The sequence below is a fragment of the Pelodictyon clathratiforme genome, assembly GCF_982375515.1.
In genome coordinates this window covers 1,180,001-1,206,997 of record NZ_OZ455102.1, presented here as the reverse complement: position 1 = coordinate 1,206,997, position 26,997 = coordinate 1,180,001, and the positions used below count along the sequence as shown (strand labels likewise).

Annotated in this window: 27 protein-coding genes (1 of these 27 running past the window's edge); 14 read left to right on the top strand and 13 right to left on the bottom strand. The window is 46.5% G+C overall.

The genetic code is table 11. The features are described 5' to 3' along the window. Position 1: 1 nt before the first annotated feature. A complete protein-coding gene (meaB, locus tag AC56AD_RS05850; protein WP_012507933.1) occupies positions 2–1,015 on the top strand; it encodes a methylmalonyl Co-A mutase-associated GTPase MeaB in 1,014 nt (337 codons plus the stop codon). Here the strand turns inward: meaB and AC56AD_RS05845 are convergent. The 4 genes from AC56AD_RS05845 to AC56AD_RS05830 form a co-directional block, all read right to left on the bottom strand. Next, the gene (locus tag AC56AD_RS05845) at positions 999–1,457 is read right to left on the bottom strand and encodes a universal stress protein (RefSeq protein ID WP_012507932.1); all 459 of its coding nucleotides are present in this window, start codon (positions 1,455–1,457) and stop codon (positions 999–1,001) included. The genes meaB and AC56AD_RS05845 overlap by 17 nt on opposite strands. A 12-nt stretch (positions 1,458–1,469) precedes the next feature. Continuing rightward, entirely contained in the window at positions 1,470–2,237 is a 768-nt protein-coding gene (locus AC56AD_RS05840) for a slipin family protein (protein ID WP_041526725.1), read from the bottom strand. Between the two features lie 161 nt (positions 2,238–2,398). Beyond that, positions 2,399–3,421: an NAD(P)-dependent oxidoreductase gene (locus AC56AD_RS05835; protein WP_012507930.1), complete on the bottom strand. Its 1,023-nt coding sequence runs from the start codon at positions 3,419–3,421 to the stop codon at positions 2,399–2,401. Positions 3,422–3,614: 193 nt separating this feature from the next. After that, positions 3,615–4,820: a hypothetical protein gene (locus AC56AD_RS05830; protein ID WP_012507929.1), complete on the bottom strand. Its 1,206-nt coding sequence runs from the start codon at positions 4,818–4,820 to the stop codon at positions 3,615–3,617. Positions 4,821–5,178: 358 nt separating this feature from the next. Here AC56AD_RS05830 and AC56AD_RS05825 point away from each other — a divergent pair, with 358 nt between their 5' ends. Continuing rightward, on the top strand, positions 5,179–5,721 hold the full coding sequence (locus tag AC56AD_RS05825) for a pentapeptide repeat-containing protein (protein WP_012507928.1): 543 nt from the start codon (positions 5,179–5,181) through the stop codon (positions 5,719–5,721). An 80-nt stretch (positions 5,722–5,801) separates the two neighbouring features. Here the strand turns inward: AC56AD_RS05825 and AC56AD_RS05820 are convergent, their stop codons facing one another. After that, positions 5,802–8,282: a sodium-translocating pyrophosphatase gene (locus tag AC56AD_RS05820; protein ID WP_012507927.1), complete on the bottom strand. Its 2,481-nt coding sequence runs from the start codon at positions 8,280–8,282 to the stop codon at positions 5,802–5,804. Between the two features lie 306 nt (positions 8,283–8,588). Between AC56AD_RS05820 and pth the strand changes: the two genes are divergently transcribed. After that, positions 8,589–9,161 (top strand): aminoacyl-tRNA hydrolase, encoded by a 573-nt coding sequence (gene pth, locus AC56AD_RS05815; RefSeq protein WP_012507926.1) that lies wholly within the window; start codon positions 8,589–8,591, stop codon positions 9,159–9,161. Here the strand turns inward: pth and AC56AD_RS05810 are convergent. From AC56AD_RS05810 to hisC, 3 genes are all read right to left on the bottom strand, one after another. Further along, on the bottom strand, positions 9,158–9,988 hold the full coding sequence (locus AC56AD_RS05810; protein ID WP_012507925.1) for an alpha/beta fold hydrolase: 831 nt from the start codon (positions 9,986–9,988) through the stop codon (positions 9,158–9,160). The genes pth and AC56AD_RS05810 overlap by 4 nt on opposite strands. A 63-nt stretch (positions 9,989–10,051) precedes the next feature. Beyond that, positions 10,052–10,594, bottom strand: a complete 543-nt coding sequence (locus AC56AD_RS05805) for an RNA methyltransferase (protein ID WP_012507924.1) — start codon at positions 10,592–10,594, stop codon at positions 10,052–10,054. Between the two features lie 2 nt (positions 10,595–10,596). Then, complete coding sequence (gene hisC, locus AC56AD_RS05800; protein WP_012507923.1) at positions 10,597–11,664, bottom strand: histidinol-phosphate transaminase; 1,068 nt, start codon at positions 11,662–11,664, stop codon at positions 10,597–10,599. Positions 11,665–11,851: 187 nt separating this feature from the next. Here hisC and AC56AD_RS05795 point away from each other — a divergent pair, with 187 nt between their 5' ends. The 6 genes from AC56AD_RS05795 to AC56AD_RS05770 all read left to right on the top strand — a co-directional run bounded on the left by AC56AD_RS05795 (position 11,852) and on the right by AC56AD_RS05770 (position 18,144). Further along, the gene (locus tag AC56AD_RS05795; protein ID WP_041526724.1) at positions 11,852–12,292 is read left to right on the top strand and encodes an RNA polymerase sigma24 factor; all 441 of its coding nucleotides are present in this window, start codon (positions 11,852–11,854) and stop codon (positions 12,290–12,292) included. A 367-nt stretch (positions 12,293–12,659) separates the two neighbouring features. Beyond that, on the top strand, positions 12,660–15,437 hold the full coding sequence (locus tag AC56AD_RS05790; RefSeq protein WP_012507921.1) for a PAS domain-containing hybrid sensor histidine kinase/response regulator: 2,778 nt from the start codon (positions 12,660–12,662) through the stop codon (positions 15,435–15,437). A gap of 83 nt (positions 15,438–15,520) precedes the next feature. Next, the gene (rfaD, locus tag AC56AD_RS05785; RefSeq protein WP_012507920.1) at positions 15,521–16,522 is read left to right on the top strand and encodes an ADP-glyceromanno-heptose 6-epimerase; all 1,002 of its coding nucleotides are present in this window, start codon (positions 15,521–15,523) and stop codon (positions 16,520–16,522) included. Between the two features lie 12 nt (positions 16,523–16,534). Then, entirely contained in the window at positions 16,535–17,500 is a 966-nt protein-coding gene (locus AC56AD_RS05780) for a PhoH family protein (RefSeq protein WP_012507919.1), read from the top strand. Between the two features lie 130 nt (positions 17,501–17,630). Continuing rightward, positions 17,631–17,822, top strand: coding sequence for a 4Fe-4S binding protein (locus AC56AD_RS05775; RefSeq protein ID WP_012507918.1), 192 nt, complete (start codon positions 17,631–17,633; stop codon positions 17,820–17,822). A gap of 133 nt (positions 17,823–17,955) precedes the next feature. Next, positions 17,956–18,144, top strand: coding sequence for a 4Fe-4S binding protein (locus AC56AD_RS05770; RefSeq protein WP_012507917.1), 189 nt, complete (start codon positions 17,956–17,958; stop codon positions 18,142–18,144). Positions 18,145–18,228: 84 nt separating this feature from the next. Here the strand turns inward: AC56AD_RS05770 and AC56AD_RS05765 are convergent, their stop codons facing one another. From AC56AD_RS05765 to AC56AD_RS05750, 4 genes are all read right to left on the bottom strand, one after another. Further along, complete coding sequence (locus AC56AD_RS05765; protein WP_041526723.1) at positions 18,229–18,537, bottom strand: Dabb family protein; 309 nt, start codon at positions 18,535–18,537, stop codon at positions 18,229–18,231. A gap of 33 nt (positions 18,538–18,570) precedes the next feature. Continuing rightward, positions 18,571–19,506 (bottom strand): D-alanyl-D-alanine carboxypeptidase family protein, encoded by a 936-nt coding sequence (locus AC56AD_RS05760; protein ID WP_397233814.1) that lies wholly within the window; start codon positions 19,504–19,506, stop codon positions 18,571–18,573. 347 nt (positions 19,507–19,853) lie between these two features. Then, positions 19,854–20,480: a LysE family translocator gene (locus AC56AD_RS05755; RefSeq protein ID WP_012507914.1), complete on the bottom strand. Its 627-nt coding sequence runs from the start codon at positions 20,478–20,480 to the stop codon at positions 19,854–19,856. Between the two features lie 44 nt (positions 20,481–20,524). Further along, positions 20,525–20,989 carry a hypothetical protein gene (locus tag AC56AD_RS05750; protein ID WP_012507913.1) on the bottom strand — a complete coding sequence of 155 codons (465 nt, stop codon included), beginning with the start codon at positions 20,987–20,989 and terminating at the stop codon, positions 20,525–20,527. A gap of 226 nt (positions 20,990–21,215) precedes the next feature. Between AC56AD_RS05750 and chlG the strand changes: the two genes are divergently transcribed. From chlG to AC56AD_RS05730, 4 genes are all read left to right on the top strand, one after another. After that, positions 21,216–22,217, top strand: a complete 1,002-nt coding sequence (gene chlG / locus AC56AD_RS05745) for a chlorophyll synthase ChlG (RefSeq protein ID WP_012507912.1) — start codon at positions 21,216–21,218, stop codon at positions 22,215–22,217. Further along, positions 22,214–22,843 (top strand): glycosyltransferase family 2 protein, encoded by a 630-nt coding sequence (locus tag AC56AD_RS05740; RefSeq protein WP_012507911.1) that lies wholly within the window; start codon positions 22,214–22,216, stop codon positions 22,841–22,843. Before chlG ends, AC56AD_RS05740 begins: the two co-directional genes overlap by 4 nt. 7 nt (positions 22,844–22,850) lie before the next feature. Beyond that, on the top strand, positions 22,851–23,396 hold the full coding sequence (locus AC56AD_RS05735) for an LOG family protein (RefSeq protein ID WP_012507910.1): 546 nt from the start codon (positions 22,851–22,853) through the stop codon (positions 23,394–23,396). Positions 23,397–23,664: 268 nt separating this feature from the next. Beyond that, a complete protein-coding gene (locus tag AC56AD_RS05730; RefSeq protein WP_012507909.1) occupies positions 23,665–24,342 on the top strand; it encodes a peroxiredoxin in 678 nt (225 codons plus the stop codon). A 163-nt stretch (positions 24,343–24,505) separates the two neighbouring features. Here the strand turns inward: AC56AD_RS05730 and AC56AD_RS05725 are convergent, their stop codons facing one another. After that, positions 24,506–25,360 carry a bifunctional methionine sulfoxide reductase B/A protein gene (locus tag AC56AD_RS05725; protein ID WP_041526721.1) on the bottom strand — a complete coding sequence of 285 codons (855 nt, stop codon included), beginning with the start codon at positions 25,358–25,360 and terminating at the stop codon, positions 24,506–24,508. A 253-nt stretch (positions 25,361–25,613) separates the two neighbouring features. On the opposite strand from AC56AD_RS05725, the gene AC56AD_RS05720 reads away from it, so the two are divergent. Next, positions 25,614–26,997: the 5' portion of a thioredoxin domain-containing protein gene (locus AC56AD_RS05720; RefSeq protein ID WP_012507907.1), read on the top strand. 830 nt of this gene lie beyond the right edge of the window; only the first 1,384 of its 2,214 coding nucleotides appear in the window; it begins with the start codon at positions 25,614–25,616; its stop codon lies beyond the right edge, outside the window.

Here is a 26,997-nt window from a genome sequence, read left to right as displayed (position 1 = left end):
CATGAACAATACGCCCCACTTGACCAAGCGCTATAACCCGGATGTGGATACGGTGGTCAGCGGCATCATGAACGGGGATCGCCATATGCTCAGCAGGGCTATTACCCTGATTGAGTCACAGAAACCCGAACATGAGCGTAAAGCCCATGAGATTCTCGATCGCTGCCTCGCAAAAAAAACAGAGGCAATCCGCATTGGCATAACCGGCTCCCCGGGTGCAGGAAAAAGTACCTTTATTGAATCCCTTGGCGAAGAGATCATCAACCAGGGACTCCGGCTTGCGGTTCTGGCGATAGACCCGAGCAGCAAGCAATCGAAAGGAAGTATTCTCGGCGACAAGGCACGCATGGAAAAGCTTGCAGGAAGAAAGGAGGCCTTTATCCGCCCAACAGCCTCATCCTGCTATCTTGGAGGCACCTCGCCAAAAACCCATGAAACCATCATCCTCTGCGAAGCTGCCGGGTATGATGTCATTATGGTGGAAACCGTCGGAGTCGGGCAATCGGAGGTTCTTGTCGATACCATGGTTGACTTTATCCTGCTGCTGATGCTGCCCGGCTCGGGGGATGAGCTGCAGGGCATCAAGCGAGGCATCATGGAGATAGCAGACGCCGTAGCAATCACCAAAACTGATGGCGATCAGGCAGGTATTGCGGCTGTTTCAAGGGCTGAATTCGAAGCAGCCCTCAGGATGCTGCCAGCAAAACATCCGTTCTGGCAACCGAAGGTTTTTCTCACCTCGGCCATCACAGGCATCGGCATCAAGGAGGTCTGGCAGAATATCTCCGACTTCTTTGTAGAGATGCGCAAACAAAACCTCCTGGAAAAGAGACGCCACCAGCAACTGAAAAATCTGCTCTATACCGTTCTTGAAGAGATGCTTAAACGAGAGTTTTTCTCTCATCCCGAAGTCATCCGCTCAAAAGAGAGTATCGAGCAACAGGTGCTTCTCGCAGAGCTCAGCCCCTTCAGCGGAGCGAAGGCCCTGATCGAAGCCTTCACACATCACCGATAAACTCCTTCTCCTCAGCCTTGACGATCAGTACCGGACAATTGGCCTTGCGAACAACCGTCTCGGCCACACTGCCCATGATCAGACGGCTCAGCCCCTTTTTACCATGAGAACCCATAATAAGGAGATTAACATCAAGCTCCGCTGCTTTCTCAAGGATCACATCAGAGGGATTGCCAAACTCAATGGCACACTCAGCCTTGAGTCCGGCAACGAGAAACTCCTGCAGAATAATATCAAGATCCTCTGCCGCGGCTTTTTCAAGATCCTCTTCAAGCGGCACATAATTGAGGGTAATGTCAACTGCCATCGGTCTCGGCTCCACAACATTGAGCAGATAGACAGAGGCCCCCATATTCGAGGCAAACTCTCTGGCATACTGCACCGCCTTGCGGGAAGCATCAGAAAAATCGACGGGACAAAGAATCGCATGAATCTTGAACATGATCGGAATGGTTTATGTTGCCTGGGATGGGCCGGATGACCTGCTTTCAAGAAATGGTTTAAGCAGATCAATCGGCAACGGAAAGATAATAGTAGAGTTATTCTCGGCAGAGATATCCTTCAGCGTCTGCAGATAACGAAGCTGCAAGGCAGAAGGACTGGCGGCAATAATCGTCGCCGCATCAGCAAGCCGCTGTGCTGCCTGATACTCCCCTTCCGCATTAATAATTGTAGAACGACGTTCCCGTTCAGCCTCAGCCTGTTTGGCCATAGCCCGGCGCATCTCTTCAGGCAGATCAATCTCCTTCACCTCAACCTTGGCGACCTTCACACCCCAAGGCTCCGTATCCTTGTCGAGAATGGCCTGAATACGGTCATTGATTTCATCGCGCTCCGCAAGCAGGTTATCCAGTTCCCCCTGTCCGCATACGCTGCGAAGCGTGGTCTGGGCAAGTTGGGAGGTCGCAAAATGAAAATCCGCAACCTCAACAATAGCCTTGATTGGATCAAGTACCCGAAAATAGACCACTGCGCTAACCTTTACGGAGACATTATCTCGAGTGATAATATCCTGAGGCGGAACATCAAGCGTTACCGTACGAAGATCAACTTTTACCATTTTGTCGATCCCCGGAATAAGAATAATAATCCCCGGCCCTTTTGCTCCGATAATCCGCCCGAGACGAAAAACAACACCCCGCTCATACTCCCTGAGAATTTTTACCGACGAAATCAAAAACGCCATAATCAGTAAAAGAACCATCATATTAAACTCAAGCATACCCTCTTCTCCATTGATAAACATTATCTCAAAAACCTTCTTTCTCTCTTGAGCACTCAGCAAAACGCCAATACGGCTTCAGCCATACACCATCACCTCCACAGCATAACAAGAACAAAACAAATGCACTATTCCTTCCCTCTACAATAAATCTCCTCTCTTCAGAACATCGAATGCTCACCAAGCTCCTGTCCGGCAATCCCCTCTTTCAAAACTCTTTTGTAAAAATCGCGCAACGTATCACTGCCATAGGATGGCGTCATGTCAGCATCATATTTCCCTGTCTGCGGATTGAGTACAAGCATGGACTCTGAACAGTAATACTTGCCAATACGGGCGAACTCAGCCTTATCCTGCAATTTTGGAAAGATCTTTGCAAGCAGGCTCATCAAAGGAATAATCACGTCGAACATCTGAATCGGCATATATTTGAACTTTGGCGTGCGACCAAGAAGCTCAAAAAGCATTTCACCCTGTTCCTTGTGAGAAATCGCCCTTCCTGGACCGCCAATGGGCAGAATTTTATTCTGCTTTTCTGAATCTTCGAGACAATCAGCAATAAATCGCGCCAGATCGGACTCACTAATCGGCTTGCAGGAGGTCAATTCTCCATTACCAAACGTTACAAAGGGCTTGCCCTTCTTGACCGACTCAACCTGACCGGCAATAGACTTGAAAAAGGCTGTCGGACGAACAATAGACCAGGTCAAACCGGACTCTTTCAGCTCCTGCTCAAATTTCAGTTTCGCTCTCTGAAACTCAAGCAACGGCTTCTGGACGCAGATTGCTGAAAGCAGCACAAAATGGGTCGCTCCCGCAGCCTTGCCTGCGTCAAGCGCATTGCGTGTGGCCTGATAGTCGATATTCCACGAATCCTTCACACCCCCATTGCGAGAAGTCAGACAGGAAACAACCACATCAAAATGCTCCCCGCAGATACCATTCTTCATCAGAGACTCCATGTTGCTTACGTCCCCGAACCGTACCTCGGAACCCTGTAACTGGGCACGAGTCTCATCAGCCCTCGTCATCGAACCAACACCTGAACGCTCACGGGCAAAACTCACCACATCATATCCCCTGGCAACCAGTTCACGCACAACAAATTTCCCGATATATCCAGTGGCTCCAACAACAAAAACACGTTCATGCCGTCTTGGCGGAGAGTGCAAAGAAGTATTCACAGTTCAGAAATGGTTACAGTTTCAAGACAATCAACGTCGCTAACCCCGGTTTACTCTCAAATCCACAAAACTACAGAGAGTTCCCGCACAACGACGGTTAAGTCATAAAATAAAGCATAATATCTGGTTATCAAATCTCTTTGCCGCAAATCCTGTACATAACAGCCTGCAGGAAGCTGCTGACACCGACTACTTACTGACTGTACCCGGACTCCATGTCACTGTTGACAATTTTCTGGACTTCTGAAACAGAATGATAGCCGCCATGCCATGGAAACAACATTGAACTGACAACGGCACCTGTCGGGCCATCAAACGCAGTATAGCTTGCAATAGCCCCTCCCATAACATGGAATGGATTGGCCCCAAGGGAAGAGAGAATATTTTTCTTTGTATAGGTCGTTCCAGAGAGTTTCGTTGGCTGCAAAAGTATCATAACGGTATTTTGGACTTCAAGCTTCTGTTTGATCGCTGCCTGGCGAACCACATCTGCAAGAATGGTGTGGTATTTGTCATCAGGGGTTGTCAGTTTTGTCAGAAAATCCCTCGCTTCTTGTGAACAGGCCTTATCTTTTGTATCAACTGCTGCCCAACCGATGATATCCTGCAGTTGATCTGTAACTTTCTGCCCAGGCAAACAGAGATCAACATCATACAACTCAGGCAGTTCAACCTTCACTGAGCGAGAAGCGATGTATTCCTTTCTTACAGAAAGAGCCAGCGCGTTGAGCAGCATGGCATTATCGAGTGAGATATCTACAGGAGAAAAGCTGTAGTCTGTTTTAAAGAACGAGAGCAGATTTTTTGTAAAATCGAGAGTTGAGCCTACTTTGCCTATAACAGGCAAAAATGGCGCACTTTTCACAGATCTTCCCGACTCATCATTCGCCACATCTCTCTTTTCGCCTTTTTCTGCCTCTTGTTTTGCCTGCTGTTTCAAGGCTTCATACCGGATATTAAATAAAGCAAGGGCGTGAAAATCCGGAAGTTTATCACTATAGAGTAAAAAAGTCTTTGCCGATGGCAGATCTTTTTTTAGTTGAGCCGCAAATTTATCGGCAATTTTGTTTAAGGCTACTGCTCCAAGCATCATAGCTTCAGCTTTCCCGGCATCTGTTACCAATGAAGCTTCTCCCTTATATCCTGAGTCGGATACCGTACCGGTCTGCGCTTTGATGAGTGCTATTTCCGCATCAACTTTAGCCTTCTGGGCATTGATGGCTGCGGTTTCTGCTTCCAGACGGGCTGTTTCATCTTTGAACTTCTGAATCACCTTATCTTCCTGAAGGTTCAGGCTTGCTGCCTCTGCACTATTGGGTGTAACGGAGAGCACGGTAAAAAAGAAAAAGAGCAGAAAATGCAGCGCAGAAAATGATGATGAGGTGATATCGGTAAGCATGGTTCTTCTCACTTTTTTTAACCGAAATTAAATCAAGAGGCTGAACACCGTTGTCTCTGAATATAAGGAATTCCTTGTCAATGCCCGGCTATAATAAAAACGTATTAACTTATAAAGAAAGGAAATCAAAAGTCGCCCTCATGGCAATATTTACGCCCGGAACAACGCAAAACGCTCAGAGCGATAGAGCAGTAAAGTTTGAGAACAGAAGAGAGACAAAGCGTTTTTGAACTTCTTTGAAGAGATCAAGAGAAAATGCAATTTCTCACAAAGAGTGTTTTCGGGACGAGGTACAAGCCAAATATGTAAAAGGAACAGAACTGGCAGACAGTTGTAATTTATTTTTATAAAGGAGATCATGGAAAAAATTACAGGGGTTCAGACTCTTGAAAGGGAGGGCAGTTATGAACAGTGTGCCTTCATTCACTGCAACTTCAACAGCGCCGATCTCTCCGGTGTCAGAATGATCGATTGCCGGTTTGAGGGTTGCGATCTCAGCCTGGCCAAACTCAAAAACAGCAGCCTGCAGAAGGTGAAATTTGTGAACTGCAAATTGCTTGGTGTACTGTTCAGTGATTGCCGGAAATTTATGCTGGATCTTGATTTTGATCGTTGTATCCTGAAACTGTCACTCTTTGCAGGGTTGAAGCTGAAAAACACGCGCTTCATAAATTGTGATCTGCAGGAGGCTGATTTCAGTGAAGCTGACTTGAGCGGAGCAAAGTTTGATGGTTCTGACCTGCTCCAGACGATATTTTTTCATTCCAACCTCGAAACCGCAGATTTCCGTTCGGCTTTAAACTATTCCATCAACCCGGAAACAAACCGTCTCAGAAAGGCAAGATTTTCAATTCCTGGCGTGACGGGTTTACTTGATACGTACGGAATCGAAATCGAGTGACTCATACGCAAGGAAGCCGCATCGCTGCGGCTTCCTCTTGTTTGCACCGGGGGAAAAATGCCTGGTGCAAAAACAACAATTTAGTGTTCGTCGACCTTGATTCTCATGGAGAAGAAGGAGCGATGGACAAAAACCAGCGAAAGCAGGAAGAAAATCGCTGCAAGACTGACGGCAAGCTGCGAAGGAAGCTTGATGGCAAGCTCGATGGCAAGCAGACCGAAAAGCGTGGTGAACTTGATGATCGGGTTCAGAGCAACCGAAGAGGTGTCCTTGAACGGATCGCCGACCGTATCACCGACAATTGATGCATCATGCAACTCGGTACCTTTGGCGTTGAGCTCGGTTTCAACAAGCTTCTTCGCATTGTCCCACGCACCGCCAGCATTGGCCATAAAGATAGCCTGGTAGAGACCGAAAAGAGCAATGGAGATCAGGTAGCCAATAAAGAAGAATGAATCAAGACAGGCAAAGGCAAGCGTCGTGAAAAAGATGGTCAGGAAGATGTTGATCATGCCCTTCTGCGCAAACTTCGTACAGATTTCGACCACCTTCTTGCTGTCCTCAATAGATGCTTTTTCAACGGAGGCATCAAGCTTGATGTTCTTCTTGATGAATTCAACGGCGAAGTAAGCGCCTGTAGTCACCGCATTCATTGAGGCACCGGTAAACCAGTAGATCACCGCGCCACCCATCATAAGACCGAGCAGGAATGGCGGCGACAGAATGGAGAGTTTGGCGATTGCCGAAACATCAGCAAGACCGTTGGTAAGAATCATGATGATTGAGAAGATCATCGTGGTCGAGCCGACCACAGCAGTACCGATAAGCACCGGCTTGGCTGTTGCCTTGAAGGTGTTACCTGCACCATCGTTGGCTTCAAGGTAGCGTTTTGCATTGGTAAAGTCCGGCTTGAAACCAAACTCACTCTCAATCTCTTTGGCCGAAACATTTTCGATCAATGAAAGCTCATAGACCGACTGTGCGTTGTCGGTAACCGGACCGTAGGAGTCAACTGCGATGGTGACCGGGCCCATGCTCAGGAAGCCGAAGGCAACCAGACCGAAAGCAAAAACAGAAGGTGCAAGCATGATCACCTTATCGATGCCAACAGTCAGGAGCCCCTGCGAGGCAATAAGCTCGGGAGTAAGGCCAAGAGTAGTGATGCCAAGGGTGCTGAGGCCATAGGCTGCACCCATAAGGCCGACAATGGCAAGGCCCATCCAGTAAGCGCTGAAGTTACCGGCAACAAGACCTGCGAGAATGTTCAGGGCAGCTCCACCCTCTTTGGTGCACTGCACAACGTTGCGGACGTGGGCACACTCTGTTGAGGTAAAGCGGTTCACCAGTTCAGGAATAAGAGCACCGGCAATGGTTCCGCAGGTGATGATTGATGCGAGCTTCCACCACATGGTGCCATCACCAAGATTGCTGATCAGGTACCAGGATGCGATGTAGGTAAGCACAATCGAGACAACGGAGGTAAGCCACACCAGCGTGATCAGCGGGGTCTCAAAGTTCATCTCGTCGGCATTGCTGAATCTCATTCTGGCAATAGCTGCATTGACCCAGTAGGAGACCGCGCTGGCGAGAATCATCACAAGCCGCATGGCGAATATCCAGACAAGCAACATGACCTGAACTTCAGGTGCCTTGATGGCAAGAAGAATAAAGGAGATGAGGGCAACACCGGTAACACCGTAGGTTTCAAAACCATCAGCCGTAGGTCCAACCGAGTCACCGGCATTGTCACCGGCACAGTCAGCAATAACGCCAGGGTTACGGGCATCATCCTCCTTGATCTTAAAGACAATCTTCATGAGATCGGAACCGATGTCGGCAATCTTGGTGAAGATACCACCAGCAATACGAAGCACCGAAGCACCGAGAGATTCACCGATAGCAAAGCCGATAAAGCAAGGTCCAGCAAAATCGGCAGGAACAAAAAGAAGAATACAAAGCATGACAAACAGCTCAATGCTGATGAGCAGCATACCGATACTCATACCTGCCCGAAGCGGAATGGCATAGGTCGGGAAGGGTTTGCCACCAAGACTGGCAAATGCCGTTCTTGAGTTTGCAAAGGTGTTGATCCTCATGCCGAACCAGGCAACAGTGTAGCTTCCGAGAATACCGATAAGACTTGCAACAAGAATGAAAACAACCTTTATTGTCTCCATGTGGCTCAGCCAGCCGAAGTAGGCGACAATAATGGCACCGATAAGAACCCAGAGAACAAGAATGAATTTGCCCTGCGTAATCAGATAGGTTTTACAGGTTTCGTAGATCAGTTCGCTGATCTCGCGCATTGCATTGTGAACAGGGAGTTTGCGGATACCCATGTACTGTACTACACCGAAGAGCATACCGAAGAGGCAGATAGCAAGACCCCACATCAAAAGGGTGTCACCAGGTATTCCACCAAAAAAAAGACCTGAGTGTAAATCAGGCAGGATCAAATCTGCCTCGCTGGCAAAGGCATTCGGGGCCTGCAGCAACACACCAAGGCCTCCCAGAACTGATACAGCTCTGGCCAACCATGTTACATTGAACGGTTTTTTCATTGTACTTTTTTTTTCATTGTTTTTTTTAATTCAAGAAAAAAAATACTATCAACAGAACCATGACAAGGAACTCTCCTGTCACAAACAGGAAGCTCTAATTTGCAACTTTTTTCATGAATCTCAATAGCTTTTGAAGAACTTCCCAAGCATATCACAAGATTTAACCGGAGAGTATTTCCTGTTTTTAACACTCGAAATGAACGGTTGTTACAGATTTTGCCACTCCTCTCCGTATATTTATCCCGTCCTCTTTGAACTCTTTTGCCTCAATACCGGAACCACCCCTCCGGATTTACTCTTTTTGCTATGAAACTCATTGTGGGTCTCGGAAATCCTGAATCCCGGTACATCGGTACAAGGCACAACATCGGCTTCTCTGCTGTTGAAAAAATTGCTGCCTCTTTCGGGGCAAACTTCAGTAAGGGAAAGGGGAAATCCCTTGAAGCAAAAATCACACACAGAGGAGAGCAGGTCATCATAATTAAACCGATGACCTATATGAACCTCTCAGGGCACGCAGTCGTAGCGGCAATGAATTTTTACAAAATCGTGAGAAATGACATACTGATAATTTGTGATGACCTCAATCTTCCCTCAGGCACCATACGGCTCAGGGCAAAAGGGTCTGCGGGGGGACAGAACGGGCTGAAGCACATTATCGAATCGCTCGGAAGTGAAGAATTTGCCCGTTTGCGGATTGGTATCAGAGTTGACGAAACGTCATTAACCTCTTTTTCCTCTTTTGTACTCGGAAAATTCAGTGAAAATGAAAAGGTGGTCATGGAAAAAATACTGCCGATCACTAGCGATGCCGCTCTTGATTTTACAATCAACGGGATTGAACATGCCATGAACAACTACAACAAGCCTGTAACCTAACAGGCTGCCAAACGTACTACTGATTCTTCAGTCGAGGTGACCGACGACATGCTTTTCAAAAAGTGAATCGCGCGGGAATTAAACTCCTTGGGTTGATCGACATTACAGACATGACCGGAATTTCCGATCACCTCAAGCCACGAATTGGTATGTTTCGTTATGATGTAACGAACAGCAGGAAGAAACATATGATCTTCGTCACCCATAAGGTAGAGCGTAGGAATTGCTGTATCTTTCTCTTCAAAATATTTTAACAGTGGCGTGATCTCATAGGTCAATGTGAACCAGCGCATAAACTCCTTCTGAGCCACCTTCTTGGCTTCATTGACAAAGAGCAACCTTGAGCGTTTATGTCGCTCGCTTGGCATAATAATCCACGCAAAAAAACTGTAAAGCCACATGTAGGGAACGAACCTCTTGAACATGTTTCCAAGGGTAACAAGCACTTTTGCCCGTACATTCAACCTTATGATAGCCCCACCCATAATCATGGAAGTGACCCTGCCGGGAGCAATTTCGCTGAGATTACGAATAATGATGGTTCCGAGTGAAATGCCGATGAAGTGTGCTTTCTGGATATTCAGAGTGTCGAGAACCTCAAGAATATCACGGGTAACATCCCCAAAGTCGTAATAGTGTTTATCTTTGGGAACAACAATGCTTTTCGACTTGCCATGCCCGCGGAGATCAACAAGCAGAACATTAAAATGCCTGATGAACTCTTTTATTTGCATAAACCATATTGAAGAACTGCCTCCAGCCCCGTGAACAAAAACAACCCAGGGAGCTTCCGGATCATCCAACTCATATGTCTTGTAATGAAGCATCGAAAAACGCGGTTATAAGCGATTAGTCTCCAAGTAAACAAAACAAAAACAAAAAACAAAAAGTTACACACTTCTTCTAAAAACATGCACCAACTCAAAAAGAGCAATACCAGCAGCAACCGCGACGTTTAACGAATGCTTGGTCCCGTATTGGGGGATTTCAAGTACATCATCACATGAATCAAGTATCTCATTTTCAAGACCATCCACTTCATTACCGACGACAAGACAGATTGGAAAATCCCCCGCATTCACTGCCGTGTAGGGACGACTTCCCTCCGTAATCTCCAATCCACAAATTCTCACACCCTCTCGCTTCATGCTGCAAACAGCCTCAAGTGGATCGGCATGATACTCCCAAACAACCGTATCCTGTGCTCCCAGAGCTGTTTTGGCGATCTCTTTTCTTGGCGGAGTTGCCGTATAGCCAGAAAGTATAATTTTTTCGATCCTTGCAGCATCAGCCGAACGAAACATCGAACCGACATTCCACATACTGCGAATATTATGGAGCATCAAGACAAGAGGATGCTTTGGCGACTGGCAATAATGCTCCACACTCAGTCGGTTCATCTCAATACCGGATAATTTTCTGAAGCCCTGCATGGCTAAAACTGCCTCAGTTTTGCAATGAGCTGCTGATTTTCATCAACGAGACCAACATTAAATCTCAGGCAGTTTTCCATGAGCCGGTAACCGGAAACATTTCTCACCAAAATACCCTGGCTCTGAAGGTTTTGAAACACGGAACCCGCATCGGAGACTCTGATAATCAAAAAATTAGTATCACTCACAAAAGGCTCAACACCATCAATGGTAAGCATTGCGGTATAGAGCTTTTCCCGTTCATGTAGAATATAGGATACAGCGTCAGTAACAAGAGAGTAATTTGCCAGCACCATTGAAAGTGTTATCTCGGCAAGTCTGCTTGATGCAAAAGGAATTTTCGGTTTGGCGATTTCAGCCATCAGAAGAGGATTGGCAAGCGCAAAACCAATACGAATTCCTGCCAGAGCGATTGCTTTGGACATAGTCCGAAGCACAACAAGATTCGGCAGTTCGTCTATCAGTTCAAGAACAGAGCGTTGCCGTGAGAACTCAATATAGGCCTCATCAACCAGAACGATGGCATCAGAAGATTGTGCAATAAGACGAACCTCTTCAAACGTGAGTGATTTTCCTGTAGGATTGTTCGGTGTGGAGATGACAATAAAATCAACAGCTTCATCATGTGCAGTACGCAGAATTGCCTCCAGATCAAAATCAAGATCAGGAAGCATGGGAACCGTGACAATCTGCGACTGAAGAAGTAGCGCAATTTTTTCGTACAGCGAAAATGAAGGGTCAGGAATCAGCACCTTCCTGCCAGGTCCAAGACAGGCAAGAAATATGGTGTAGAGCATTTCGTTCGATCCGTTGCTCATCATTACGGAATCAGGCGAAATGCCAAGAAAATCCGCATAAACCTGCATTCCCCTGTAGGGAAGAATATCCGGATACCGATTCCAGGGTTCCTTGATAAACTCTCCTGTAATCTCCTCCTTGAGCCACATCGGCACATCAAAAGGACTTTCGTTCTGGTTCAGCTTTATCTCAGCCTGCTGTCCCCCCTCAACCCGATAGGTCGCAATATTCTGTAATGCCGGATTAAGAAGGTACTGTATATCTCTCTTCATATTACCACTGTATGTTGTTGTTCGAAAACGGCCAAACCGACAGAGCAAACCCATTAATGCCGAAAGCCACCTTATTATCCTTAAAAAACATCTTTTTCAAACAATTCTTGAAATAAATCTGGATAATCCTCATTTTTTTTATAAATTAAAATAGGACAAATTAAATCCAATTATAATGGGGTCAGACATGAAAAAGATGAAAAAGAGTGCTCTTGATCTTCTCGATAATATATACTCTCTTGCATACTGGATGACGGGAAGCGAGGATGTATCAAGCGACCTGGTTTACTGTACTTACCTCTCTGCAAGTATGGAAAGCGAGGAAAGAGTTTTGCTCAAAAGCTTCCGTGAATGTTACGTAAACCGCTTTGGTCAATACACTGATTTCTGTACAGGTGAAAAGAGCGACCAGTGCCATCTGCAACCTCTCGATTCATTGATTCCTTGGGCAGCAGATATGAAACTCTCCGTTCTGTTGAGCGAAATATCTGGTCTGAAACATCTTCAGATAGCAGAGATTGTTGGAAAGCCAGTTGAAACCGTAAGACTGTGGCTGTTATGGGGAAGGAAAATCTTGTCTCTGGCAAATCAAAATCCAGTGGTTTTAGGGCACCTAAAGGCAAGTTAACGACAGGATACAGTACTAATAATAAGATTTTACAAAGTTGTCGTACTGAATCGGGAGATACCATTCAGCACGACAACTTCCTCCACATGACACCCAGCAATCATACCTCCAAGGCACAAACTCAATCCAGATCGATTTCATGAAAGAAATTGCATGGAGAGATGTATTCGTTATACTCAGGGGGGTTTTTTTATTTATTTTTCAGCAAGTTCAGTTGCTCCATGCAAAACTCATGGCTCAGCGAGGAGATCATGACCGGAATGAAGCAATAACTTGACCTGATTATTTTGGTACGAACTGAAAAAGCAATGATTTTCAGAAAGAAGATCTAACCTTCATGCAGAACAATAAGATAACTGAGGCCTGAATGACTGTAGAACCTTACCAGAGAGCCACTCCTGCGTGGTTTGAATCTTTTCCCGAATCTGTGCTTATCATTGATACTGAGGGTACCATTCTTGACGCCAACGAAACCTTTGCTTCCCGCTTTCAAAAAAGAGTGCACGAGTGCATCGGCACCAATATGTACAGCTTGCTGGCTCCTGAACTTGCATCACGAAGAAAAGAAAAAGCCGACGAGGCCATCTGCACAGCCAGGCAAATATCCTGGGAGGATGAACGAAACAACCGAATCCTGCGCAACACCATCTATCCAACCCTTTCATCAGAAGGACAAGTCACTCAACTGTTAATTATTATCCAGGATGTGACTGAGCTGAAGTTAAGAGAGCTGAGTCTGAAAAATGAGCAGACCTTCAGTAAAACCATTATCGACACCATTCCAGGCACCTTTTACATTCTGGATGCCAACGGACAATATGTAGGATGGAATTCGTATCAGCGTGAACAAATTGCCGGAAAAACTGAACAAGAGATGGGGAGTTTTCATGCCATTGAGACCATTCATCCCGACGATCAGCATGTTGTCGCAGAAAGCATGCGGGACATTCTCACCCTTGGTACTGAAGTAACCGGGGAAGGACGGGTACTCTTGCGGGGAGGGCCGGAGTATCGCTGGCTCATCATGACCGGAAAGCGCTTCATCATCGATGATAAGCCATTCATTGTCGGAATGGGTATTGACATTACCGAACGCAAACAAACAGAAAAAGCGTTACAGGAAAACGAGGAACGATTCCGGAAGCTTTTTGAAAGCCATTCAGCCATTCAGCTTATTCTGGATCCTGATAACGGCAATATCGTTGATGCCAATCAAGCGGCTGAGGACTTTTATGGCTGGTCAATTGAAGAACTCAAAAAGATGCATCTCCATGATATCAATGCTCTCCCTGCCGATGAGGTAAACAAGATCATGAAAAAATGGCTGGCATCAAAACAACTCAATTTTTCATTTCGTCACCTCAGAGCGAACGGTTCCATCCGTGATGTAGAGATATTCGCCAATAAAATCGAGATAACGGGCAAAGCTTTTATCTACTGTATTATTCACGATATCAATCAACGCAAGCACTTTGAAGCCCTCTCGGCATTTCGCCTGCACCTGATCGAAATGGCTGAGACCCAATCTGTGGAAACATTACTTCTGACTGCCATCAACGAAGCTGAACGACAGACAAACAGTGCCTTGGGGTTTTGTCACTTTATCGAAAATATTACCCCATCCCGCACGATACAGGTCATGTCGTCCAACATGCAAAAAAATAAACACATTGTCAGCGAGGTTGGCCAATCACATCATCCTTCAGTGAATAATGCCGAGTTCTGGGCTGATATCATGCGGGAAAAAAAAGCTGTAATTAACAATAGTTACGATCGCAATAAATATCAGGATAATCTTCCGCAATCCCACCCTGTTATCAGACGAACGCTGGTTGTTCCCATGCTGCAAGGAGATCGGATCATTGCCATTTTGGTAGTTGTCAATAAACCATCCGATTATGATGACGATGATATCCGTTGGGTCACCATGCTTGCAAGCATCGCATGGGACATCGTTGCCAAAAAGCTTGTCGACGAGGAGCGGGAAAAATTGCAATGCCAGCTTCAGCAATTCCAAAAAATGGAGGTGGTGGGACAGCTTGCCGGAGGTATTGCCCACGATTTCAACAACATGATGGCTGTGATTCTTGGACATACCGAAATGACCATGGAACTTCTTGAACCCGCCTTGCCGATTTATGCCAATCTGGAGATCATCCACAAAGCGGCCTCACACTCTGCCGATCTGACCCATCAACTTCTCGCATTTGCCCGAAAGCAAACCGTGATGTCAAAAATTCTCAAAATAAACAGTGTCGTCGAGGAGATGCTGCCAATGTTAAGGCGCTTGATCGGCGAGAATATTTCGCTGGTCTGGATACCCGAAAAAAGGCCCATTAAAGTCAAGATCGATCCCGCACAAATCGACCAGATTCTTGCCAACCTCTGCATCAATGCACGCCATGCCATCGCTGGTTCAGGCAAAATCACCATTGAAACCTCTCTGGTAACCATTGACCAAACTGATGGTACTACCATTCCTCCTTACCTTGCACCCGGTGACTATGTAACGCTTGCCGTCAGCGATAATGGCTCCGGTATTGAAAAAAAGGATCTGCCCCATATTTTCGAACCATTCTTTACCACAAAAGAGGTGGGAAAAGGCACCGGAATGGGACTTTCTACAGTATATGGCATTGTAAAACAGAACAACGGTTCTATCGAATGTGAAAGCAATCCAGGTAAGGGAACATGCTTCAGAATCTCTTTTCCCCTCTTTAATGACTCTGCTGATCCCGTTGAAAGTGAACAACAGGCTGAACCGGAAAAAAAGAGAGGCACAGAAACAATACTCATAGTCGAAGATGAGCCTGATATACTGAAACTCTGCAAGCTCATGCTTGAAAGCAGGGGATACAAGGTACTCCCAACCACGACCCCCAGTGATGCAATCAAGATGATAAAGCAATATAAAGGCAACATAAACCTGCTTCTGACCGATGTGATTATGCCTGAAATGAACGGCAATGAACTCTCCAGAAAACTGCAGTCAATCAGACCAGATCTGAAAACACTCTTTATGTCAGGGTATGCAACAGACATTGTTTCTAATCACAAAATGATCGATACCGGGACACATTTCATTCAAAAACCATTTTCTTTAAATGCGCTCATAAAAGCGGTACGTGAGTCACTGAACCATTAACTTTAAGATTATCTTTTGTTTTTGTATTTGTACCCACCTCTTTATATTCGATGCTACCGCATCAAATCTATATTTTATTTTCCATGATTGTTATCACTGGCGGCGCAGGATTTATTGGAAGCGCCATGCTTTGGGAGCTCAACAGAAGAGGTGAAGAGAATGTCATCATTGTCGATGATCTTGGGTTCACAACCACAGAAAAATGGCGCAATCTTTCCGGACTTCATTTTGCCGATTTTATTCCCATAGAGCTTTTTCCCGGCCTGCTCGAAAGAAATGCACTCGAAGGGATCTCGGCTATCATCCATATGGGCGCGAATAGTTCGACAACAGAAACCGATGCCGACCATCTTCTTGCCAACAATTTCGGCTACTCAAAAAAAATTGCTTCGTTCTGCATGCAGCATGAAGTACGACTTATCTATGCATCAAGCGCAGCAACCTATGGTGACGGATCGAACGGATACAGTGATGCCATTGAAGGGATGGCTGCACTCCGACCACTGAATATGTATGGATACTCCAAACAGCTCTTTGACCACTGGGCAGTGAAGCACCATATCCTCAATCATGCCGCTGGTCTGAAATTCTTCAATGTCTACGGCCCAAACGAATATCACAAGGGAGATATGAGCAGTGTCGTCTATAAGGCGTTTCATCAGATAGGCGAACATGGGGTATTGAATCTCTTTCAATCGCACAGGCCAGACTACCGTGATGGTGAACAATCAAGGGATTTCGTCTACATCAAAGATTGTACCCGAATTATGGCATGGATGCTTGAAACCCCTTCAGCAACCGGACTCTTCAATATCGGCTGCGGAACACCAAGAAGCTTCAATGACCTTGCGGCTGCAACGTTCTCCGCGCTTGATCGTCAAATCCTCATCAACTACACACCCATGCCGGAGAGCCTTCGTGATAAATATCAGTACTACACCTGCGCGGATATCACTCGGCTGCGAGAGGCAGGATTCAGCGAAACGCTCACCTCAATCGAGGATGGTATTAGAGAATATGTGCAACACTACCTCGCATCTGCCAATCCATATTTTGACTACACAAAGCCCACTTCCAATGCATAACCCCCTGTTATTTTGACCATAGAAAAAACCATTGAAATTCAGGGCATTGAACCGCTCATTCTTTTTGGACCCTACGATTCCCTCCTGAAAAAAATTCGTAATGAGTTTTCCGATATACAGATCACTGCACGGGGAACACAGATTACTCTTCGAGGAAGAGACGAAGAGGTTGCCCTGCTGGAACGGATTTTCAGTGAGATGATTTTGCTCGCCAATAAACATGGCGAAGTGCTCGACACTGATCTGAACGCACTGATCAATCTTGCGCTCTCACCTGCTCATACCCTGAAAGCAGCTCATCATGGCGATGAAGATATTATCATCACAACAACAGATTCTACCGTCAGGGCAAAAACAGATGGCCAGCGGCGAATGGTGGCTGAGGCAAAAAACAACGACATTCTTTTTGCCATCGGCCCTGCAGGTACAGGAAAAACCTACACTGCAGTTGCCATTGCTGTCGCTGCATGGAAAGCCAAAAGAGTCAAACGCATTGTGCTTGCACGACCGGCCGTAGAGGCCGGTGAAAGCCTTGGGTTTCTACCCGGCGACCTGGCTCAGAAAATAGACCCCTACCTTCGCCCCCTCTATGATGCTCTTCAGGAGATGCTCACTGCCGAAAAGCTGAAACTTCTCATAGAACAGCGCGTTATCGAGATTGTTCCACTCGCCTATATGCGAGGAAGAACAATGAGCAACGCTTTCATCATTCTCGATGAAGCTCAAAATGCATCAAATACACAGATGAAAATGTGTCTCACAAGACTTGGGCTGAATTCAAAGGCGATCATTACCGGTGATGTCACCCAGATCGACCTGCCAAAGGAGATAAATTCAGGGCTCATCAGTTCACCCGAAATCCTGAACAATATCAAGGGAATCAGCTTTGTCTATCTGGATAAGAGTGATGTTGTCCGCCACAAGCTCGTGCGCGATATCATCAATGCCTACGAAATCCACGAACAAAAAAAGCCCTGACAGACACAACAGCAGAACTTTATTTTCACTTCTCAGGTTAACAGGTTAAACTATTGCGTGAAAACAGATGAAATCATCAATTATGGCAACAAAGAAAAACAATCTTCCATAAATCCTGAATGAGAGAACCATGGCACATCGAATTACTGATACCTGCACCTATTGCGGAGCATGCGAGCCGGAATGTCCGGTAAACGCCATTACCCCCGGCGAAGACATCTATGTCGTTGATGAAGCAGTGTGTACAGATTGCAAAGGCTATTATGATGAAGCTGCATGTGTTGCGGTCTGCCCGGTTGATGGCTGCATCATCATGGTCTGATTATTGTGCCGCACAAATAACCTTAAGTGATGCTCCATTTTTTTTTGAGCTAAAAAAAAATCTTATATTGAACGAAATTATCCAGAATCGTTCTTTCCTTTTTTTTTACAACCATTTAAGTTAGGAAATCACTATGGCACTTTACATTACTGAAGAATGCACTTACTGCGGAGCCTGTGAACCAGAATGCCCGGTCAACGCAATTGTTGCTGGCGACGATATCTACTCTATCGACGCAAGTACCTGTACCGAATGCGCAGGATACGCTGACTCCCCAGCCTGCTCTGCTGTCTGCCCGGCAGAATGCATCGTTCAGGGATAAGCAATAAGAATAAGAACGCCATAAAGAAGCGGAGAACGGGAAAACATCCGCTTCTTTATCGGTTTTATATCGGCACCTTCGGTTTTACACCGACACCTCGTAATCAGCAATCCTGCGTTCTATACTGACACTGCCGATAAAGGGCTTTATTGCTTCATGTTCCGGATTTATCTGATAGGCTTCGAGGGCTTCACGGTCAACAAATTCACTGTACAGCACAATATCGCAAGAGCTATCGCTCCGACTGAAATCGACTCCCACCTCAAGAGCCATCATCCCGGGAATCCTTCCCCTTAATGCGGTAAGTTTCTCCCTGACAAGATGAGCATTGGTTTGCCTATCATGACCCTGCTCAAACTCCTTAAGCCGCCACATAACGATATGCTTGATCATTTTTTTCTCTGTCTGGTATGGTTGCATTACTGTTCAAGAACTCGCATCATCATGAGCGACATGACACCCAACCACCGATGCATAGGAACGCGCCACTCTCTTTCTGTTTTTTTTGAGCGATTTTGCTGAAACAACCCCTCGATTTTTCAGCTTATGACCTTGTTTCGCCCCATTCGTCACCTTTTTTTTCATCTGATATCTGGACTTCGACATACTATACACTCCTTGACCAACCCTTGATACACCGGAATTTCTCCGATTCGATTGACGCAGCCAGTCAGCATTCGGTCGGTTGATTGCAAAAACCGAGTCAAAAATATCAGCGGCAATAGTCCATCGATCTGTTTTCGCATTCAGCATCACCAGAAGAATATCACGGTTATCCTTGATCGCTCTGGCAATCAGGCACCTTCCAGCCGTCGAAGTATAACCAGTTTTAATACCAACAGCATAAGGATATTTATCAAGAAGCTTGTTATGGGTTTTCAGGGAATAAACCTTGCGCGTTGTCTGCTCCGTAAAAACAACCTGTTCAAGCCGGGCGATCTGGTTAAAAACAGGATTTTTAACTGCATATTCCGTAAGATGTAAAAGATCCTCTGCCGTAGAACTATTGCCAGCGTAGAGAGCTTTATCAAAACCGGCAGGGTTGGTGAACCTGGAATTTCTCATTCCAATCCGTTGTGCCCTGTAGTTCATTGCCGCTACAAATGATTCAACATCGCCGGAAAGATGTATGGCTATGGCAAATGCAGCATCATTGCTTGAGTTGACCATCGCCGCCTTGACCAGATCGATAAGCCTGATTTTCTCACCCGGTTTAAACCCCGCTTTTGAGGGTTCAACAAGGGTCGACTCTTTGGTAATCAGCACATCCTCTTCCAGTCGACCACTTTCAATTGCCATGATACAAGTCAGTATCTTGGTAAGACTTGCCGGGGAAACGGATTTCTCTATATCCTTTGCCATCAGGAATTTAGACCCACCTCGCTCCTTTACGATATATGAGTTTATTGGAAACGGTGAGCGCAACGAATCATCACCTGTTTGTGCAAGCAAAAAAAGAGGAGTGATCGTAACGGCTATGACAAAAAAAACAACGAAACACGTTATCTGTCGGAATAGTGACAGGGGAGGCTTCCTGTAGATACAGAAGGCCCGTTTCCGTGAACGGAAAATCGCAGATATCAGGATCTGGTCTGGCATTGGTCTGGTAGAGTGTTCTTTTGGTTTCAAGCGAGGGTAAAACAAACATCGCTTCATTGTACATATTTCCATCATAAATAACGAATTCCTGCAAGACAAAAGATATTGCTTTATCGTTCCGAAACTGCCAGCTTAATGGCAAGAGCAATAAATACGAAAGCGGCTACCCTGTTAACTGTTTTTTGAGCAGAAACTGCATTGCGAAACTTGTCGCCGAACCCACCGGCAAAAAAGCTGATAACACCGAAAACAAGGATAGTTGCCATAATAAAAACAGCTCCAAGCTGGAAAAACTGCCCCCTCATGGAGCCATAACGTGGATCGGCAAACTGTGGCAAAAACGCCATAAAAAAGAGCGATACCTTGGGATTGCTCAAGTTCATGACAATCCCCCGGCGATAGAGCGCCCCCATTGAGTAAGCCTGAACCGGCTCCCCCTGCCCGGTTAACGCCGCTGCCCTGAGTGCCTGCCATGCAAGATAAAGCAGATATGCCGCACCCACACCTTTCAGAATGGTGAATGCGAGCGCCGACGAATGCACGATGGCCGCAAGACCAAAAGCAACAGCAACCGTATGTCCAATCAGCCCTGTTGCAAGACCGAGTGTTACAAAAAGCCCGGCTCTACGCCCATTCTGGGCCGACTGCGCCAAAACAAAAAGGTTGTCGGGGCCGGGAGAGAGCGCAAGAATTACTGACGTCGTAAAAAACGCAAGCAGCACGTTACTATCGATCATGAAACACGTTCATTTTCACGGTTGGTAATGAGTACTTCCCTTTCTCATGCCGGTTTGGAAGCCTGCCTTGACTGGGATGACAGTTTTCCTCCGTAGTGACCGAGCAGCGTCACAACAGGCAACATGGAAAAAAGAAGCGCAAGATAGAGCCAGTGTTCAATACCCTGACCGGTCATCACCTCGGGAATGGTAAGCCTGATAGCAACAGCAGATGCACACAAAAGAAAAAGCAGAGCGGATAACCTTATTTTTTTGATAAACACAGGCGCTTTCGCCCCCCGATATTTCTTCTTCCAGTCATGAACGCCTGAAAAAAAAGATACCGGAACAGCCATCAGAACAATGACAATAAGATGTTCGACGGTATGCTCGAAATAGATACTCCCGGTTGAAAGGGTCAACAACAGATAAAGCACCGCAACAGGAATCAGCCCATTACTGAAATGGGCTGCAATGGCATGAAACAGAAAGGTTTTCTTCATCTCCTCAAGCAAACTGCGACCAGCCATAACACACCTCTCCTCTTTAGCACAATGAGTTGAAAACAGGAACAGATTTTTGCAACCATGAATAACAACGTAAGTTCCTCTCTGTTTTGTCAGTTTAAAAAAAATCTTCATGATATTTCAGGATATTGCACACAGAAGAGTGCTCTTTTGCAACAGATGATTCCTTTCTTCCGTTTAACCTGTTATTTTCACTCTGTCAGCATTTCTCAAACCTAAGTCTGTACGTGTGAGTGATTTTCGTGCCAAAAAGAGTTCAGAGCCTCAGTTGCCTGATCGGAGCGAGTTCAAAACGCCCTTGAGTGTCCGTAAACTGGTTGATGCCCGGCCAATGCCCGCTGAGAACATCTCAAAACTTGCACTGATCATTCGATTCCTTAAACCGGTCACATGGATTCCTGTCATGTGGAGCTTTCTCTGCGGAGCCGTAGCAAGCGGAGCCTTTGGATGGAAGGAGGTGATCAGCATAAAGTTTCTCCTCGCCATGCTGCTGACCGGTCCTCTGGCAAGTGGAACCTGTCAGATGCTGAATGACTATTTTGACCGTGATCTTGATGAAATCAACGAACCAAACCGCCCTATACCCGGCGGCGCCATCTCACTCAGAAATGCCACCATCCTGATTGCCCTATGGTCGGTCTTTTCGGTTATCACAGGTTATCTGATCCATCCGCTCATCGGTTTTTACGTCGTCATCGGCATTATTAATGCGCATCTCTACAGCGCAAACCCCATCAAACTCAAAAAAAGGCTCTGGGCAGGCAATATCATTGTTGCCGTCTCCTACCTTATCATACCCTGGATAGCCGGAGAGATCGCCTACAACCCCTCCTTTACCCTCTCATCGCTTCAGCCATCGTTGATCGTTGCCGGACTTTTCACCCTCTCAAGCACCGGCACCATGACCATCAACGACTTCAAATCAATTGAGGGTGACAGGATGGTAGGCATCAGAACGCTCCCCGTTGTCTTCGGAGAAACCCATGCTGCACTGATTGCCGCAGTGCTCATCAATGCCGGCCAGCTCCTTGCATCAGGCTATATGTTCCTGATTGGTCAAACTACCTGCGGAATCATTGTCGGCGCACTCGTCGTCCCGCAATTCTACCTGCAGTTTGCTCTCGTAAAATCACCAGCAACAATGGATGTACGCTATAATGCCATTGCGCAGAACTTTCTGGTCGCCGGTATGCTGGTCTGCGCCTTTGCCATCAGAGCTGCAAGACCATGAAAGGCATCTCCAGACCCGACATTTCGATTATCATGCCCACCTTCAACCGGGCAAATCATCTTGAATGTGCTATACACAGCGTTCTTGCCCAATCCTTCAGTAACTGGGAACTGATTATTGTCGATGACGGCAGCAATGACAACACCTTCGAAAAGCTTGACCCATTCATTCTCAAATTTCCCAATATCCGGTACATGAAACAGAGCAACCGGAAAGCTGCACTCGCTCGAAACACAGGAATTCAGGCCTCTTTCGGCCGCTACATCACCTTTCTTGACAGTGACGACCACTATCTGAAAAACCATCTCGAAACGCGGATCACCCTCATCGAAGAGATGCAGGATGTTTCCATGCTCTCGGGAGGATTTCTCTGCGATGAAACCATCACGGTCAAAGACTGTTATCATCCTGACTCTCTTGTCGGTATCAGGGAGTGCATCCTTTGTGGTACCCTCTTCGGAAAAAGAGAGCTCTTTTTTGCGCTCGACGGATTCAGCGACATGGAGTACGCTGAAGATACCGATCTATGGGAAAGAGCTTCCAGGCTCTTTTCTTTAAAAAAGATAGAAGAGCCGAAAACCTATGTCTACCAACGAGCCAGCGACAGTATCACCCTTAACCGTTAACTACACCATGATCTCATCTGTAACCGTCTACTGCAGTTCAAGCAACCTCGCCCCTCGCGACTATTTTACCGCTGCCTCAGACCTTGGCCGTGCATTTGCCAAACGGGGTATCGGCCTTGTATTCGGGGGTGGACGGGTCGGACTGATGGGTTGCATCGCCGATGCCGTAATGGAGGGGGGTGGAACGGTCAAAGGGATCATTCCCCGCTTTCTTGAAGAACGGGAGGTTGCCCATTACGGCCTCACCGAACTGCATGTGGTTGAAACCATGCACGAGCGGAAAATGAAACTCGCCGAATGGGGAGATGCCTACCTTGTTCTGCCCGGCGGATTCGGCACTCTCGACGAGCTGGTTGAGGTGATCACCTGGAAACATCTTGGCCACCATAACAAACCCATCATCCTGCTGAACCTCAATGGCTTCTGGAATCCGCTGCTGCTCTTTTTCGACCGTATTGCCGCCGAGCATATGGTCAGTGAAGAACATGGCAGCTACTACTCAGTCTGCAACACCATTCTGGAGGTGCTTGAGTTGCTGCAAGAGCAGGCGTAAGGGAGAGTTCAGTATGCAACATAATATTTCTTCAACGTAACAGATGGTAAATATACTGATAACATGATTACGAGATCGACCGGATCAACCGGATCAACCCGCAATCACCTCCCTGATTCAAATAAAACTTTTTATAATAAATCACTGTTAAATTGAGATATACCGGAACGTGCAGGAGGGGTATCTGTTCTTAATCGAAATCTTGTTGTGACCTTGTTTGTGTTATCTGGTGAAAATTATAACCGTCTAACTTTAAAGGAGTTTTGCCATGTCGGATCTTTATGATGAACAGCCCTTTTATTCTGAGCTCAATATGCCATTGCTTGGAGATGATTTCCCTGAGCTACATGTCCAAACCACTCACGGGCCGATGAACATACCAGCAGATCTGGAAGGATCGTGGTTTGTTCTCTTCAGCCACCCGGCTGACTTTACCCCTGTCTGCACAACAGAGTTTCTTGGTTTTCAGGAGAGAATGGCTGATTTTGAAAAGCTTGGATGCAAACTTATTGGCATGTCGATAGACCAGATTTTTTCACACATCAAGTGGATAGAGTGGATCAAGGATAACATGAATATCGAGATCACCTTTCCGATTGTAGCTGCCAACGACAAAATTGCTATGCAACTCGGCATGTTGCACCCTGGAAAAGGATCCAATACCGTTCGTGCAGTCTTTATTGGGGATCCAAAAGGCAAGGTGCGGCTCATCCTCTATTACCCGCAAGAAATAGGTCGCAACATCGATGAAGTGGTTCGCGCCGTCAAAGCACTGCAGATTGCCGACAACAAAAAAGTTGCCATTCCGGCAAACTGGCCAACCAACTCATTGCTGAAAGATCAGGTGATCATTCCGCCCGCCAACAACATTGAAGACGCAAAGAAACGCACTGGAATGAAGAATTGCTACGACTGGTGGTTCTGCTACAAGCCACTGGAAGAGTGAGCTTTTTCGACAACTATAAAAAAAAGCAGGGCTCGAGATAACTTTTAGCCCTGCTTTTTTTATTACTCAAAATGGTTATACCCGCCTTCATCCCTGCCAGCAGCACTATGATTGACCGTTTTTACTCTTGACCAAACCACTTTTATACACTGCCACTTCGCAACTAAAAGCGCTTCTGATAGATATGACAGTAGGGCTCATGACCATTTTTTTCATAATAATCCTGATGATACTCCTCGGCAGGCCAGAATGTTCCTGCCTTTTCAACCGTTGTCACAACCTTGTATCCTTTGGCCCTCAGCTCACCAATAAGCTTTTCAGTCACTTTTTTCTGCTCCTCATCGGTATAAAAAACGGCTGACCGATACTGCGTACCCCGGTCAGGGCCCTGCCGGTTCAGTTCGGTCGGATCGTGAATCTCAAAAAAGAGTTTTGCGAGCGTTTCATAGCTGACCAGGGCCGGATCATATGCTATCTCCACAGCTTCGGCATGTCCCGTTCTACCGGTACAGACCTGTTTATAGGAGGGGTTATCAATCAGACCGCCGGTATAGCCTGATTTGGCGGAAAGAACCCCTTTCAGCTTATTGAAATGGTACTCAACACCCCAGAAACATCCTCCCGCAAAGATCGCCTTTTGTGTTACCGACGCAGCTTTTGCTTCCGGCAGAAAGCCGAGGGATATGGAATTAACGCAGTGACGAACATTTTTTGCCGTTATCTCCTCCCCGAAAAAAACATGACCAAGATGAGCCCCGCAGTTGGCACAAACTATTTCCGTGCGACGCCCGTCCGCATCAGGAAGCTGTTTGACTGCACCTTCAAGAGCATCATCAAAGCTCGGCCAACCGGTGCCCGATTCAAACTTGTCCGTAGAGCGAAATAATGGCGCGTCACAGCGCCTGCAGAGATAAGTGCCCCTCTCCTTGCTCTCGGAGTACTTTCCCGTAAATGCTCTTTCCGTTCCCTTATAAACAATCACCCTCTCCTCTTCGGGCGTCAACTCATTAAAATGCATACCTTTCTCCAGTTGAACAGTTGAACGAGGCTCCTCCGGCAAAGGCGACAGACCATTATTGCCTGCACATCCACAAAAAAGAAGAAGAGCAGGCAAAAGAAAAGCCGCAACGGCTATCCCCTTCCCCCTCAAAGCGCTTTTCATTATCCTGACAAGCATCATTAACCATTGTTAATTATTGTAACTCAACCTTTATAGAACAGGCTGAGTTCACAGATGGTTTCAATTCTCAAGAACTTTCAACCATCCATTGATGGTTATCTATCGATATATTGTTCACCATGCTACCAACACCCGACCAATGACCTCACCAGAAAACAAGCCAAACAGCCTGATAGCAGAAAAAAGTCCCTACCTCCTGCAACACGCACTGAACCCCGTTGCGTGGCTTGCATGGGGGGAGGAGGCTTTTAAAAAAGCAAGAGGGGAAAACAAGCCCATCTTCCTGTCGGTGGGCTATTCCACCTGCCACTGGTGCCATGTCATGGAAGATGAATCATTTGAAAACCCTGAAATTGCCAAACTGCTGAATGCTCATTTCGTACCCGTCAAGGTAGACCGCGAAGAGCTTCCCGACCTCGACCGCCTCTACATGAGCTATGTACAAGCAAGCACAGGACGTGGAGGCTGGCCAATGTCGGTCTGGCTTACCCCCGAACTGAATCCATTTTATGGAGGAAGCTATTTCCCTCCTGAAGAGCGTTACGGTATGCCGGGATTTAAAACCATCCTCATCACCATTACCCGATATTGGGAAAATGAGCGAGAAAAAATTATTTCCGAATCCGGCAGCTTTTTTGCCTCTCTTGGTGCAGTGTCAAGGACAACTCCCTCCTCACAGCCCGATGCTGAGATGGCTCAGAAAAAATGCTTCGAATGGCTTGAAGCAAACTACGACCCCATGTTCGGAGGATTCGGCAGAGCCCCCAAATTCCCTCGCCCTGTCCTTCTTAACTTTCTCTTCAACCACGCATACCATACAGGAGACAAAAAGGCCCTCAGAATGGCACTGCACACCCTTCATAAAATGGCGGAGGGAGGAATACACGATCATCTCGGCATTATCGGCAAAGGTGGCGGAGGTTTTGCCCGATACTCCACCGATCAACGCTGGCATGTTCCTCATTTTGAAAAGATGCTCTACGACAATGCCCAACTGGCCATCTCCTGTCTTGAAGCCTTTCAATGCAGTGGCGACAACTTCTACAAAAGGACAGCAGAGGATATCTTCAACTATGTACTCTGTGACATGAGATCGCCGCAAGGAGGGTTCTACTCGGCTGAAGATGCCGACACTCTTCTCACTCATGGAAGCGAACAGAAGCAGGAAGGAGCACTCTATCTTTGGAGCGCCGATGAAATCCGCGAAACTCTCGCTGACGAAGAGCTTGCCACCATCTTCTCCTTTACCTACGGCATCAGGGATGAAGGCAATGCCGAGTACGATCCGCATGGAGAGTTCAACGGTAAAAATATCCTGATGCAACAAGCCACAGATGAAGAGTGTGCAGATACATTCGGAAAAACAGTCGAAGAGATCAGGGCGGCACTTGACGACGCCCGCACAAAACTGTATCACGCAAGAAGCAGAAGACCAAGAGCATTTCTTGATGACAAAATACTCACGGCATGGAATG

What these genes read in the sequence shown, in the direction of transcription:
- AC56AD_RS05765 (WP_041526723.1), bottom strand. Translation starts at nt 18,537, where the DNA reads ATGATCAAGCATATCGTTATGTGGCGGCTTAAGGAGTTTGAGCAGGGT.
- rfaD (WP_012507920.1), top strand. Translation starts at nt 15,521, where the DNA reads ATGATTGTTATCACTGGCGGCGCAGGATTTATTGGAAGCGCCATGCTT.
- AC56AD_RS05840 (WP_041526725.1), bottom strand. Translation starts at nt 2,237, where the DNA reads ATGCTTGAGTTTAATATGATGGTTCTTTTACTGATTATGGCGTTTTTG.
- AC56AD_RS05770 (WP_012507917.1), top strand. Translation starts at nt 17,956, where the DNA reads ATGGCACTTTACATTACTGAAGAATGCACTTACTGCGGAGCCTGTGAA.
- meaB (WP_012507933.1), top strand. Translation starts at nt 2, where the DNA reads ATGAACAATACGCCCCACTTGACCAAGCGCTATAACCCGGATGTGGAT.
- AC56AD_RS05845 (WP_012507932.1), bottom strand. Translation starts at nt 1,457, where the DNA reads ATGTTCAAGATTCATGCGATTCTTTGTCCCGTCGATTTTTCTGATGCT.
- AC56AD_RS05790 (WP_012507921.1), top strand. Translation starts at nt 12,660, where the DNA reads ATGACTGTAGAACCTTACCAGAGAGCCACTCCTGCGTGGTTTGAATCT.
- AC56AD_RS05830 (WP_012507929.1), bottom strand. Translation starts at nt 4,820, where the DNA reads ATGCTTACCGATATCACCTCATCATCATTTTCTGCGCTGCATTTTCTG.
- AC56AD_RS05750 (WP_012507913.1), bottom strand. Translation starts at nt 20,989, where the DNA reads ATGGCTGGTCGCAGTTTGCTTGAGGAGATGAAGAAAACCTTTCTGTTT.
- AC56AD_RS05760 (WP_397233814.1), bottom strand. Translation starts at nt 19,506, where the DNA reads ATGGCAAAGGATATAGAGAAATCCGTTTCCCCGGCAAGTCTTACCAAG.
- AC56AD_RS05775 (WP_012507918.1), top strand. Translation starts at nt 17,631, where the DNA reads ATGGCACATCGAATTACTGATACCTGCACCTATTGCGGAGCATGCGAG.
- AC56AD_RS05725 (WP_041526721.1), bottom strand. Translation starts at nt 25,360, where the DNA reads ATGCATTTTAATGAGTTGACGCCCGAAGAGGAGAGGGTGATTGTTTAT.
- AC56AD_RS05740 (WP_012507911.1), top strand. Translation starts at nt 22,214, where the DNA reads ATGAAAGGCATCTCCAGACCCGACATTTCGATTATCATGCCCACCTTC.
- hisC (WP_012507923.1), bottom strand. Translation starts at nt 11,664, where the DNA reads ATGAAGAGAGATATACAGTACCTTCTTAATCCGGCATTACAGAATATT.
- AC56AD_RS05810 (WP_012507925.1), bottom strand. Translation starts at nt 9,988, where the DNA reads ATGCTTCATTACAAGACATATGAGTTGGATGATCCGGAAGCTCCCTGG.
- AC56AD_RS05805 (WP_012507924.1), bottom strand. Translation starts at nt 10,594, where the DNA reads ATGCAGGGCTTCAGAAAATTATCCGGTATTGAGATGAACCGACTGAGT.
- pth (WP_012507926.1), top strand. Translation starts at nt 8,589, where the DNA reads ATGAAACTCATTGTGGGTCTCGGAAATCCTGAATCCCGGTACATCGGT.
- AC56AD_RS05825 (WP_012507928.1), top strand. Translation starts at nt 5,179, where the DNA reads ATGGAAAAAATTACAGGGGTTCAGACTCTTGAAAGGGAGGGCAGTTAT.
- AC56AD_RS05755 (WP_012507914.1), bottom strand. Translation starts at nt 20,480, where the DNA reads ATGATCGATAGTAACGTGCTGCTTGCGTTTTTTACGACGTCAGTAATT.
- AC56AD_RS05820 (WP_012507927.1), bottom strand. Translation starts at nt 8,282, where the DNA reads ATGAAAAAACCGTTCAATGTAACATGGTTGGCCAGAGCTGTATCAGTT.
- AC56AD_RS05735 (WP_012507910.1), top strand. Translation starts at nt 22,851, where the DNA reads ATGATCTCATCTGTAACCGTCTACTGCAGTTCAAGCAACCTCGCCCCT.
- AC56AD_RS05730 (WP_012507909.1), top strand. Translation starts at nt 23,665, where the DNA reads ATGTCGGATCTTTATGATGAACAGCCCTTTTATTCTGAGCTCAATATG.
- AC56AD_RS05795 (WP_041526724.1), top strand. Translation starts at nt 11,852, where the DNA reads ATGAAAAAGATGAAAAAGAGTGCTCTTGATCTTCTCGATAATATATAC.